The 11,574-nt window shown below is 54.8% G+C and carries 13 protein-coding genes; 8 read left to right on the top strand and 5 right to left on the bottom strand.

The window, feature by feature from the left end; translation table 11 throughout:
- Positions 1–30 precede the first annotated feature (30 nt).
- From CIK87_RS13165 to CIK87_RS13150, 4 genes are read left to right on the top strand one after another with little or no spacing between them, the layout of a single operon-like run.
- Entirely contained in the window at positions 31–999 is a 969-nt protein-coding gene (locus CIK87_RS13165; RefSeq protein WP_022310926.1) for a YitT family protein, read from the top strand.
- A gap of 1 nt (position 1,000) precedes the next feature.
- On the top strand, positions 1,001–1,639 hold the full coding sequence (locus CIK87_RS13160; RefSeq protein WP_254046092.1) for a non-canonical purine NTP diphosphatase: 639 nt from the start codon (positions 1,001–1,003) through the stop codon (positions 1,637–1,639).
- Between the two features lie 22 nt (positions 1,640–1,661).
- Positions 1,662–3,653: a two-component regulator propeller domain-containing protein gene (locus tag CIK87_RS13155; RefSeq protein ID WP_094387543.1), complete on the top strand. Its 1,992-nt coding sequence runs from the start codon at positions 1,662–1,664 to the stop codon at positions 3,651–3,653.
- Between the two features lie 7 nt (positions 3,654–3,660).
- The gene (locus tag CIK87_RS13150; protein ID WP_094387542.1) at positions 3,661–4,668 is read left to right on the top strand and encodes an acyltransferase; all 1,008 of its coding nucleotides are present in this window, start codon (positions 3,661–3,663) and stop codon (positions 4,666–4,668) included.
- A gap of 119 nt (positions 4,669–4,787) precedes the next feature.
- On the opposite strand, the gene nadA is transcribed toward CIK87_RS13150, so the two are convergent.
- Complete coding sequence (nadA, locus tag CIK87_RS13145; protein ID WP_094387647.1) at positions 4,788–5,774, bottom strand: quinolinate synthase NadA; 987 nt, start codon at positions 5,772–5,774, stop codon at positions 4,788–4,790.
- A 368-nt stretch (positions 5,775–6,142) separates the two neighbouring features.
- On the bottom strand, positions 6,143–6,373 hold the full coding sequence (locus CIK87_RS14155; RefSeq protein WP_144008230.1) for a hypothetical protein: 231 nt from the start codon (positions 6,371–6,373) through the stop codon (positions 6,143–6,145).
- Positions 6,374–6,399: 26 nt separating this feature from the next.
- Here CIK87_RS14155 and CIK87_RS14150 point away from each other — a divergent pair, with 26 nt between their 5' ends.
- Positions 6,400–6,717: a hypothetical protein gene (locus CIK87_RS14150; protein WP_144008229.1), complete on the top strand. Its 318-nt coding sequence runs from the start codon at positions 6,400–6,402 to the stop codon at positions 6,715–6,717.
- A 58-nt stretch (positions 6,718–6,775) separates the two neighbouring features.
- Here the strand turns inward: CIK87_RS14150 and CIK87_RS13135 are convergent, their stop codons facing one another.
- The 3 genes from CIK87_RS13135 to CIK87_RS13125 form a co-directional block, all read right to left on the bottom strand.
- Positions 6,776–7,426 (bottom strand): PrsW family intramembrane metalloprotease, encoded by a 651-nt coding sequence (locus tag CIK87_RS13135; RefSeq protein WP_158216258.1) that lies wholly within the window; start codon positions 7,424–7,426, stop codon positions 6,776–6,778.
- A 157-nt stretch (positions 7,427–7,583) separates the two neighbouring features.
- On the bottom strand, positions 7,584–8,489 hold the full coding sequence (locus tag CIK87_RS13130; RefSeq protein ID WP_094387539.1) for a YafY family protein: 906 nt from the start codon (positions 8,487–8,489) through the stop codon (positions 7,584–7,586).
- A complete protein-coding gene (locus tag CIK87_RS13125) occupies positions 8,490–9,401 on the bottom strand; it encodes a site-specific tyrosine recombinase (protein ID WP_094387646.1) in 912 nt (303 codons plus the stop codon).
- A gap of 214 nt (positions 9,402–9,615) precedes the next feature.
- Here CIK87_RS13125 and aroQ point away from each other — a divergent pair, with 214 nt between their 5' ends.
- From aroQ to CIK87_RS13110, 3 genes are all read left to right on the top strand, one after another.
- Positions 9,616–10,035 (top strand): type II 3-dehydroquinate dehydratase, encoded by a 420-nt coding sequence (aroQ, locus tag CIK87_RS13120; protein ID WP_094387538.1) that lies wholly within the window; start codon positions 9,616–9,618, stop codon positions 10,033–10,035.
- The gene (locus CIK87_RS13115) at positions 10,032–10,658 is read left to right on the top strand and encodes an O-methyltransferase (protein WP_094387537.1); all 627 of its coding nucleotides are present in this window, start codon (positions 10,032–10,034) and stop codon (positions 10,656–10,658) included. The genes aroQ and CIK87_RS13115 overlap by 4 nt, the downstream gene beginning before the upstream one ends.
- Before the next feature lie 157 nt (positions 10,659–10,815).
- On the top strand, positions 10,816–11,565 hold the full coding sequence (locus CIK87_RS13110) for a LemA family protein (RefSeq protein WP_022310915.1): 750 nt from the start codon (positions 10,816–10,818) through the stop codon (positions 11,563–11,565).
- Positions 11,566–11,574: the final 9 nt, after the last annotated feature.

Here is an 11,574-nt window from a genome sequence, read left to right as displayed (position 1 = left end):
ACAGTAAACAACAATGCAACTATAACTCCTATGACAATCGACCGTAATATGATCTGGCAGGAGACGAAGGACTACTTCAACATCACCCTCGGACTCATGCTCTACACCTTCGGTTTCACCGTATTCCTGCTTCCCTATCAAATCGTGACCGGAGGCATCGCGGGTATCGGAGCCATCATCTTCTATGCCACCAAGTTCCCAGTGCAGTGGACATTCTTCATCATCAACGCCCTGCTCATCGTGGCGGCACTGAAGGAACTGGGCATCAAGTTTCTCACCAAGACCATCTATGCCACGGTGGTAATAACCGTGATGCTCGACCTGGCTCAGAAGGTAGTGGAACAGCCCGACGGCACGTTCTACAAGCTCATGGGCGAAGGCAACGATTTCATGTCGCTCATCATCGGCTGTATGCTCACCGGTACGGCACTTGCCATAGTCTTCCTGAACAACGGCAGCACCGGCGGCACCGACATCATTGCCGCTGTAGTCAACAAGCACTTCAATGTCTCGCTCGGCAAGGGACTCATCATGGTCGACCTCGTCATCATCAGCAGCTGTCTTGCCATCGATACCTTTGGTGAGTTTCCACAGCGATGCCAGATGGTGGTCTTCGGTCTATGCACGATGGTCATCGAGTGTACGATGATAGACTACGTGATGAACGTACAGCGCCAGTCGGTACAGTTTATGATTTTCTCCAAGGACTACAAGAAGATAGCCGAAGCCATCACGCGCAAGACCGACCACACGCTGACCATCCTCGACGGTCACGGATGGTACACGGGCAAGGAGATGAAGGTCATCTGTCTCCTGGCCAAGAAGCGCGAGAGTGTGCTCATCTTCCGACTCATCAAGATGATAGACCCACGCGCCTTCGTCAGCCAGAGCAGCGTCATCGGTGTCTATGGCGAGGGCTTTGACCCCATCAAGGTCAAGATCAAGAAGAATAAGGAACACGAGCAAGAACTGCAACAGCAGCAACAAGAAAATGAATGATATGAACCCATCATCACACACCGCCCACAGCGCTGCCGAGGTGGAGCAGCAGGGCAGGGCGATAGTCTTTGCCACCAACAACTCACACAAGCTCGACGAGATACGTGCCATCCTCGGCGACAGGTTCAAGGTACTGTCGCTCCGGGACATCGACTGCCACGTAGACATACCCGAGACCGCCAATACCCTGGAGGGCAACGCCATCCAGAAGGCACGCTACATAGCCGAGCACTACGACTACGACTGCTTTGCCGACGATACCGGTCTGGAGGTCACTGCCCTCGGCGGCGAACCCGGCGTACACTCGGCGCGCTATGCCGACGGCACCGACCACGACTCAGAGGCCAACATGCAGAAGCTGCTCGCCCGACTCAAGGACAAAGACGACCGCAGGGCGCAGTTCCGCACCGTCATCTGTCTGGCCCGCAAGAGTGACATAGCCGACTACACCCTCTTCGAAGGCATCGTGCGCGGCACCATCGCCAAGGAGAAGCAGGGCAGCAGCGGTTTCGGCTACGACCCCATCTTCGTCCCCGAAGGCTACGACGAGAGCTTTGCCGCCCTGGGCGATGAGGTCAAGAACCGCATATCACACCGCGCCAGAGCCGTGGCCAAACTCGCCGATTATCTCAAACAGTAACTCACCCTCGACACTCTCGGTTATGAAACGCTATATCCTCACCATGCTCCTTGCCATCGCGGCAGTCTTCGCCCATGCCGACAACAGTCTGTGGAAGGCATATATGGCCTATCACGACATCACCCGGATAGAGCAGGGCGGCAAGAGACTCTATGTGCTTGCCTCGGGCAATCTCTTCACCTACAATACCGCCGACGGCGAGGTGCGCACCTTTGACAAGTGCAACGGACTGAGCGACTGCGCCATCAGCCACATCGCCTGGTGCCAGCAGGCAGCAAGGCTGGTCATCGTCTACAGCAACCAGAACATCGACCTGATGAGCGGGCGCAACAACGACGACATCACCAATCTGCCCGACTACTACCGCAAGAGCATGACCGAGGACAAGACCATCAACCACGTGTGTATCGACGGCGTCTACGCCTATCTCTCCACCGGTTTCGGCATCGTCAAGGTCAATGTGAAGAACGCCGAGGTCAGCGAGACCTACAATCTGCATACCCCCGTGGCATACAGCTATGTAGAAGGCGGCTATCTCTATACTGCCCAGCGCGGCAAGGGCATCTACCGAGCCGCTCTCGGCACCAACATGATGGACCCAGCCAACTGGACCTACGCCCGGGCTTACAGCGACATCTGGGAGACGCCCGACAGCAAGCTGCTCGACATGGTGAAAGACCTGGACCGTGGCGGACTCAAGTACAACAACTTCGGCTGTCTGCGCTTCTACAACGGCCGTCTCTACACCGTGGGCGGAGGCTACACCGTGAGCCAGGACCTGCATCTGCCTGGTGGCATCCAGGTCTACGACGGTAGCAACTGGGAGGTCTATCAGGACGATATCAACAGCCAACTGGGCGACGGCTACTTTGAAGACATCAATGCCATCGATGTAGACCCACGCGATGCCAACCACGTGTTTGTCTCGGGCCGTACGGGTATCTACGAGTTCAGCGACCGGCGGTTTGTGCGTCACTACAGTTATGACAACAGCGCCCTCTCGCCCACCTATCCCGACGACAAGATGTATGTAGTGGTGCATGATGTCAAGTTCGACACCGAGGGTAATCTCTGGGCGCTCAACAGCATCAACAAGGAGAAGAACATCATACGTCTGGGCACCGACGGACAGTGGACATCACTCTACAAGGAACCTCTGAAGTCGCTGACCAACCTGCGCGATATCACCTTTGATAGCCGCAGCCTCATGTGGTTTGTCAACGACAGCTGGAAGAAGACCGGCCTCTTCTGCTACCAGCCCTCGAGCGATGCCATCAACAGCTATACCTCCTTCGTCAACCAAGACGGCACCACGGTCAACGTGGAATACGTACACTGCGTGGCCGAAGACAAGGACCATCAGATGTGGATAGGCACCAATGTGGGCCCTCTGCGACTCTCGCCCAGCGAGATAACCTCGCAGTCGCCCGTATTCGAGCAGGTCAAGGTGCCCCGCAACGATGGCACCAACTATGCCGACTATCTGCTCGATGGCGTCAACATCTCGTGCATCGTCATCGACGGCGGCGGACGCAAGTGGATGGGCACCTACGGCAACGGCATCTATCTCATCAGTGCCGACTGCATGACCCAGATAGCCCACTTCACCGAGACCAACAGCAAGCTGCTCTCTGACAATATCCAGGCGATGGCCATCAATCCCGCCACCGGCGAGGTGTTTATCGGCACCGACAAGGGACTCTGCTCCTACAGCAGCGGAGCCACCGAGCCCGTGGACGAGATGAACAAGGACAACACCTATGCCTATCCCAACCCCGTGAACCCAGACTATACCGGCCCTATCACCATCGTGGGGCTGAGCTACAATGCCGATGTCAAGATAGTCACCGCCTCGGGCACGCTCGTAGCCCAGGGCCGCAGCAATGGCGGTACCTTCGAGTGGAACGGATGCGACCTCAAGGGTCGCCGCGTGGCGAGCGGAGTGTATATGGTGCAGACTGCCACTGCCGACGGCAGCAAGGGCACCGTGTGCAAGATAGCCATCGTAAACTGAGGTGTCTATGCCGCCGAGCAACCATCCTTCTGAACGACTGGAGTGGCTGAGCCTGATGCGCGGGCTGAGCATCGTGCTGGTGGTGATGTTTCATGTGCAGCTGGTCGACATGGCCACTGGCGAGAACCACAGTCTCTGCACCACCCTGCCCACTATTTTCACTCCCATACGCATGCCCTTCTTCATCTTCACCTCGGGCGGGCTGCTCTACCTGAGCCGCATACGCCGCGAGTGGACCACCCGGGCACTCTATGCCGACAAGCTGCGGCGCATAGCCATCCCCTTTGTCTTCTTCGTCACCTTCTACTATCTGTTCAAGCTCCTGGCTGGCACCTGGGCCAAGACCCCCGTGCCCCTGTCGCTCTCCTACTATGCCGAGTGCTTCTACCGGTTTACAGGGCATCCCTCTGCCCATCTGTGGTTTCTCGCCACGCTGCTCATGCTCATGGCGCTCTATCCCCTCTTTGTGGCGGTATGCCGCAACCACACTGCCTCGGTGGCGATGCTGCTCTTCAGCGTGGGCATCTATCATGCCGACTTGGAGAGCGTGCTGCCCGACGTGTTCTACATCAATCACCTGCACCGCTATCTGGTCTATTTCTACTTCGGCATCTTCTTCTTCAGATACCGTCTCTATCGTTTCACAGACAGTCCGCTGGTTGCCGTGGCGGCCGTGGCGGTCTATGCTGCGTCCTACTGCGTCGTGGGCGGACTCGCCACATCCATGGCAGGCATCGTGATGTGCGTGGCTGTGGGGCAGAGCGTGGCGCGCCGTCTGCCGGGCCTCTTCGGCAGTTTCCGCGACTATATCTACCAGATTTATCTCATGTCGATGTTTTTCCAGGCATTTGTCGAGCTGGTGCTGTGGAAGCGTCTCTTCTACGACGAGCGCCTTTTCCTGGTCTTCTATGCCCTCAATATCCTTGCAGGCATCTATCTGCCCACCCTCGTGGCGCGGTTGGCACAGCGACAGCCTTACCGCCTCGTGCGCCTGTGCTTGGGCATCAAGGCGTGAGTGGCGTTCGGTCTACCACCTGTACAGTTCCGCCTACCACCTATATAATGGAGATGCGCCAGAACAGCCCTTATGAGCTATTCTGGCGCATCTTTTGTCTCCCAGCGTGACTTGCTGCATCAGCTCAACGAGAGCATCTTCTCGATGGGCTTGACGGCGTCGCGCGCGATGGCTGGGTCTATCTCTACCGTAGGCCATCCGTAGCGCAGAGAGTTATAGATTTTGAGCAGCGTATTCTTCTTCATGTATTCGCACTCGTTGCAGCTGCAGCCCACACCCTCGCTCATCTCTGGCTGAACGGGGTAGAAGCGCTTGTCGGGACAGGTGCGCTCGAGCTCGTGCAGAATGCCAGCCTCGGTGGCCACGATAAACTCCTGCTTGTCGCTCTGCTGGGCGTAGGTGAGCATGGTGGCTGTGCTGCCCTTGACATCGGCGACAGCCAGCACCGGAGCCTTGCACTCGAGGTGGGCCATAACCACGGCGTCGGGGTGCTCGGCCTTGAGACGCACGATGGCGTCGACAGAGAACTTCTCATGCACGTGGCATCCGCCGTTCCAGAGCAGCATCTGGCGACCGGTGACGCTGTTGATATAGTTGCCCAGATTATAGTCGGGGCCGAAGATAATCTTCTCGTCCTTGGGGAAGGCGTCTATCACCTTCTTGGCATTGCCACTGGTCACCACACAGTCGGTGAGCGCCTTGACGGCAGCCGTAGTGTTGACATACGATACCACCTTATAGCCCGGATGCTCGTCCTTGAACTTCTTCAGATCTTCTGCCTTGCAACTGTCAGCGAGCGAGCAGCCGGCCGTGAGATCGGGGCATATCACTGTCTTTTCGGGCGAGAGCAGTTTGCAAGTCTCTGCCATAAAGTGTACGCCACACATCACCATCACCTTGGCATCGGTCTCTGCCGCCTTGCGGGCCAGGGCCAGGGAGTCGCCCACAAAGTCGGCTATCTCCTGTATCTCGCCTACTGTATAATAATGTGCCAGGATGATGGCATCCTTCTCCTTACACATGCGGCGTATCTCCTGTTTGAGATTCAGACCTTGCTCGACAGGTTCGTCTATACAACCCTTGTCAATCCACTCTTTGTTCACCATCATTATTATATTTTTTATTTATATCTTATTTCCTTATTCTTAAACTATAATTAAATACACTGTGGAAAAGTGGATAACTTATAGCCTTATTGTTTGCAGATTTGCATTATACACATTTGGTAGTCACTTATACACACCTGTGTCTAATATTAATCGGCTGAATGACAACAGTAAATGTAGTTATACACCATCTGCGTATATCTTGCAAAGTTAATAAGTTTATATCTTTTGACCATATAAAAGTATGGAAAACTTGCTGAAAACTGTCTAATTTCTCTGTGGATATCCCACCCTGAGCTCCGCGCACCCCTATAGTGTGGATATCTGCATAGGTTATGCACGCGGTTATACATAGGTTATCCACATGGTTATCCACAGCGCTGTCGGTGCATATAGCTATATATGAAATATATAGTGAAGACACCGCCGGTCATCGCATAACGACCTCCGCCGACGCCGGGATGATGTTTGTCGGCTCGTATCGGAAGGTACGGGCTTCCGTATCTTCCGATACGTATCCGCGTTTCATCCGATACGAGCATCCGCGCCGTCCGATACTCATCGACAAAGGTGGTCTCGGGATGGCTATCTATGGTCACTGTGTTTGCCATCCTATAAAAATAACTTGGGTAAGAATGTTGGAATCCCGATAATTGCCAGTATCTTTGCAGATACCTTCATCTATTATGATGTCATCCGTCAGGCTGCAGACCTTAAAGCCCATGAACTCCTTGCACGGAAATGTGACCCGCAAGAGCGCAGCGATGCTTTGCGCCATCGCGAAGAGGCCGAGCGCAAATGCAGGTTGGTCGACAGGATGAGGGTCTGGAAGCATACGCCGTCGGATGTCGTCGCCGAAAGCATCAGTATAGGCGATATCCGGGTGACTCCTTTCTCCAACTGTCATAGCATCTTACACAAGGACGCAGATGCTGAATTGTGATTTAGGAGAAACGCTCGAGATTGTAATGTGTGTTCATATTGTTATAGTCATTGTTACCTTAGTGGTTTACCAAATCAGCGATGTGCTTTTTGCATATATTCTTGAGTTTGTTGAGGAACAGGAGGAATAGCAGGAGGAGAATGCCGCTTAATGAGTCGTCTATATTCATGGAGAATACTATGCTGTCGTATATGCCGTGGGCCAAAATAGGACCGACGAGTATCAATGCGCATGTCTGCCAGTTGCGCACGATTCGGAAATGCCATAGCGAGTAATAGAATCCCATGATGACTGCATCGAGGAAATGACCTGGAACAGCAAACAAGGCTCTCGCTATGCCGACGCTTATCCATGACTCGTAGTTGTCGAAAAGGTAGAGAACATTCTCGATAGCGGCAAATCCCATACCTATACATACGGCATACACGATGCCGTCGAAGTGCTCGTCGAAGTATGGGTTGTTTCTCAACAGCAGCCACAGCATCACCAACTTTGCCAACTCTTCTGGTATCGCAGCCATAAAGAAGGCATTGAATATGGCGCTGCCTATGTTTGAAACCTCGTCATTGGCAAATTCGGTAATTGCTTCAAATGGTATGACTATCATCAGAGTAAGCAGTGCCGAGAGTATGCCATAGATGAATGCCTTTATGAGCAACTTCGTCGGTTCGGGTTGCTTGCGGTCCTTACGGTAGATGTACCAAATCACAACTGCTACTGGCGCGATGGCAGCTAATATTACTAAGACATTGAGCATAAATAAACAGATTGATGTATTAACGGTTTATGGATAGGTTGACTCTTTATCGGTTGTCAGGATATCTCTGCGTAGTATGGCAGAGAGAGTGGGGATTGCCTCCCGGTCGTCAGTGGCTCTTGCTGTACATGCGCTCTATGTGCTGGCGCAGATATTCCTTGAATTCGTCGTTGCCCAGCACCTCGATGTCGTCGTAGAGACCTAACACAAAGCGGCCTATACCAATGTAGCTGCATACGTCGAGGTCGAGCCTGAAGTGTCGCTCATCATGAGGTGTCATACAGTCTGCGGCGCGGGGCACCTCTTCGCGCAGCAGATTGGCAGAGAGCTGCCCCAGTATCATGCTGACCGGGTGGCGCTCTTCGGCACAGAACATGAACGCGTCGGTAAACATCTGCCGGTGGCGGTCTTCGTAGCTCCACAGCATGTCAATGATTTCCACGTCGCCCATGCGGGCTATCTTGAAGGTCTTGTTGAGGCCGGTGCTGGGCTCGTAGCAGCGCACGTCCATATTGTCGTTCATGAAGGCGAAGGGCTCTACTATGCGGTCGGTTACAGTCTGGCTGTGGGGCGACGAGTAGTTGCATATCTTGACCATCTGCTTGAACTTGATGGCTTCGTAGAGCCTGTCTATATTGTGGGAGAGCTGCTGGTTGGCGGTGATGTCGGTGAGTATGCGCAGGTCGTAGAACTTGTCGAGCTTGTGGCGTATGCTCTCGGTGAGGGCATTGTTGTCGTCGGTGCCGCTGATGAGCCGTCTCAGCAGCACAGCCTCCTGCTCGGTGAAGTCTATGCTTTCGTGGAGTTTGCGGAAGAAGGGCGAGTGGCGGTCGAGCCTGTAGTAGGTGCCCGACTTGACGAGTCTGAAACCGGCATCGCGGAAGAAGTCGAAGTAGTAATACAGATTGCGCAGCGAGATGCCTACACGGTCGCAGAGCTGTGCGGCGGTGTAGTTCTTGTTCTCGGTCATCAGTAGCAGCAGGTCGAGCTCGCGCTGCAGTTTGTCGTGTCTCATTTACTTGATGTTTCGGGGGTGATGGTTGAGTATCTGTTCGCGCAGGGTGGTGGTGTCGATGTGCATATAGATTTCGGTGGTGGCTATATTCTCATGCCCCAGCATGGCCTGGATGGCTCTCAGGTCGGCCCCTCCCTTGAGCAGCGCTGTGGCAAAACTGTGGCGCAGCGTGTGGGGCGAAATGGGCTTGTGGATACCTGCCGCGAGTGCCGCCTGGCGTATGATGTAGAACACCATGATGCGGGTCAGGTGGCTGCCGCGCCGCGAGAGAAACACATAGTCTTCTTCGCCGGGCTTGATGCGTAGATGGCAGCGGTCGGCATACCACAGCCCGAGCTCGTGGAGCGCCGTGTCGGAGATGGGCACCAGCCGCTCCTTGCTGCCCTTGCCCATGATGCGCACAAACCGCTCCTCGGCATATATCGCCGATAGCTTCATGTTGACCAGTTCGCTCACGCGCAGTCCGCAGGAGAAGAGCACCTCGATGATGGCCCGGTTGCGCTGTCCCTCGGCGGTGCTCATGTCTATGCTTGCCTTCATCCTGTCTACCTCTTCGGGCGTGAGCACCTCGGGCAGCCGCTCTCCCGTCTGCGGCGACTCGAGCAGCTCGGTGGGGTCGTTGTCCATGCGTCCGTCGACGAGCATGAACCTGTAGAACGAGCGCAGTCCGCTAATCATCCTTGCCTGCGACGCCGGCCCGATGCCCATGTCTCTCAGCGTGCAGACAAACTGCTGCAGGTCGGAGAGCTCGATGCGGTCGATGCTCACCCCCCGCTCATGGCTGAAGGTGACCAGGTGGCCGATATCGGTGAGATAGGCAGCCACGGTGTTGGGCGAGTAGTTCTTCTCCAGTTTGAGATACCTGGCATAGGCCCTTGTCAGTGAGCCCGAAGCTGGAGTGGCGCTGTGCATGTCTTCTGTCATAGGTATGGGCATCAATATGGGGCGTGGTACATGAAAAAAGCGGATGATTTATTTTGTACTTAGCCCGATTTAAGCTAATTTTGCAACAAGCATACGGCCTTGCGGCTATGCCGTTTACAAAGTTAATACGAATTGGGATGGTGTCAAAACAAATCAAACGGTTTTTTCTAAAAAAAGCATCATCCCCCAATACGCTACGACGATGAAAATACAAATTATCAATGGCCCCAACCTCAATCTGCTCGGTATCAGAGAGCCAGGCATCTACGGCCACGACTCCTTTGACGACTATCTTGCCCATCTGCGTACCCTCTATCCCGAGATAGAGATAGACTACTATCAGAGCAATGTCGAGGGCTATCTCATAGACCGTATGCAGGAAGTGGGCTTCGACTGTGACGGCATCGTGCTCAATGCCGGCGCCTATACCCACACCAGTGTGGCTCTGCACGACTGCATCCGCTCCATCCAGTCACCCGTCGTCGAGGTGCATATCAGCAATGTACACCAGCGCGAAGAGTTCCGCCACCACTCCATGATATCCTCAGCCTGCCGGGGAGTGATAGCAGGGTTCGGACTCGACTCCTATCGTCTCGCCATCGAAGCCCTGAAAGCCAAATGACCATAGACCAGTATATCGAACAGCATATAGACCCCGAGGGAGACTATCTCTACCGCCTCTGGCGTGCCACCAACATCCATACCGTGCACGGCCGCATGGCCTCGGGCCATCTTCAGGGCCGTCTGCTCAAGATGCTCGTAGAGATGATACGCCCGCAGCGCATACTTGAGGTGGGCACATTCAGCGGCTACAGCGCCATCTGCATGGCAGAGGGACTGGGCGAGGGCGGCAAGGTATATACCTTTGAAATCAACGACGAGATGGAAGACTTCACCCGACAGTGGATAGAAGGGTCGCCCGTGGCCGACCGCATAGACTTCCGCATAGGCGACGCCAATGTCGAGGCGCCCCGACTGGGCATCATGTTCGACATGGCCTTTGTCGACGGCGACAAGCGCACCTACCGCGAGACCTTCGACACGCTGCTGCCCATCATCAGGCAGGGCGGCTACATCATCGCCGACAATACCCTGTGGGACGGACATGTGGTAGACCCCGCCTACGCCAACGACAGCCAGACCCACGGCATAGACACCTTCAATGACTACATAGCCCGCGACACCCGTGTGGAAAAGGTCATTCTGCCCATACGCGACGGGCTCACCATCATCCGCAAGAAGTAGAAAAACGGCGCCGCCGGAACGAAATCGACCGATTTTTTTTGTATTATGGGCGATTAGAGCTATATTTGCAACTGTTATCTACCGAAATCAAGGAGTGAATATATTATATAAGGTATAGAAACCGTAAATTAAAATCATTAAATAACCTTCAACGATTATGGCAAACTTATTAGACGAGACCCAAGGTCCGGTCAACGACAATGGCCGTGATGTACATGTGATAGACCGTCAGCTCCCAGTGACCATCACTTTCCGTTCCACCCTCTTCGAGATAGCCTTGTGGGTGACCCTCCCGCTGCTCACCCTCATCTACGTGCTGGCTATGGGCGACCAGCTGGCCGACCCCACCACCGTGGCCATCGGCGGCTGCGTGGCAGGCGTGCTGCCAGGAGTGGTATTCATCTTCATGAAGATTTCGGCGCGCAACTATTTTCTCAAGCTCGAGCAGCGCATCCAGGCCGAGGCGTCCAATATAGACAACTATCTGGAGCAGCGCGTGCAGATACTGCAGAACGTGGTGGGACTGGTAAACCGCGCCATAGACCTGGACAAGGACGTGATGAAGGCCGTTGCTGCCCTGCGTGGCGGCAAGGTAAACGAGGCCAACCGCAGCGACGTCAACAGCCAGCTCAATATGGCTTGCGGCCGTCTCTTCCCCCAGGTTGAGGCTTATCCCGACCTGAAGGCCCACCAGGCCATAGCCGACGCCATGCAGCAGAACAACTATCTGCAGCGTGAGATTACGGCTGCCCGCACGGTCTACAACAGCCGTGTGACCCAGTGGAACACCGACCTCTTCTCCTGGCCTACCAAGATGATAGTAGCTGCACGACAGGGATATACCACACGTATACCTTTCACCGCGTCGGCAGAGACCCGCGAGATGGCCCGCAGCAAGTTCTTCTAAGCCGGGGGC

Origin of the sequence: Prevotella sp. P5-64, assembly GCF_002251285.1 — a bacterium.
Taxonomy (GTDB): Bacteria; Bacteroidota; Bacteroidia; order Bacteroidales; family Bacteroidaceae; genus Prevotella.
Note: the sequence above shows the minus strand (reverse complement) of the source record. Positions and strands in the feature narration are given on the sequence as shown.

Excerpts from the sequence above, each read along its gene's own strand:
- CIK87_RS13115 (WP_094387537.1), top strand. The coding sequence starts at position 10,032 with ATGACCATAGACCAGTATATCGAACAGCATATAGACCCCGAGGGAGAC.
- CIK87_RS13150 (WP_094387542.1), top strand. The coding sequence starts at position 3,661 with ATGCCGCCGAGCAACCATCCTTCTGAACGACTGGAGTGGCTGAGCCTG.
- CIK87_RS13130 (WP_094387539.1), bottom strand. The coding sequence starts at position 8,489 with ATGAGACACGACAAACTGCAGCGCGAGCTCGACCTGCTGCTACTGATG.
- nadA (WP_094387647.1), bottom strand. The coding sequence starts at position 5,774 with ATGGTGAACAAAGAGTGGATTGACAAGGGTTGTATAGACGAACCTGTC.
- CIK87_RS13160 (WP_254046092.1), top strand. The coding sequence starts at position 1,001 with ATGAACCCATCATCACACACCGCCCACAGCGCTGCCGAGGTGGAGCAG.
- CIK87_RS13155 (WP_094387543.1), top strand. The coding sequence starts at position 1,662 with ATGAAACGCTATATCCTCACCATGCTCCTTGCCATCGCGGCAGTCTTC.
- CIK87_RS13110 (WP_022310915.1), top strand. The coding sequence starts at position 10,816 with ATGGCAAACTTATTAGACGAGACCCAAGGTCCGGTCAACGACAATGGC.
- CIK87_RS13165 (WP_022310926.1), top strand. The coding sequence starts at position 31 with ATGACAATCGACCGTAATATGATCTGGCAGGAGACGAAGGACTACTTC.
- CIK87_RS13125 (WP_094387646.1), bottom strand. The coding sequence starts at position 9,401 with ATGCACAGCGCCACTCCAGCTTCGGGCTCACTGACAAGGGCCTATGCC.
- aroQ (WP_094387538.1), top strand. The coding sequence starts at position 9,616 with ATGAAAATACAAATTATCAATGGCCCCAACCTCAATCTGCTCGGTATC.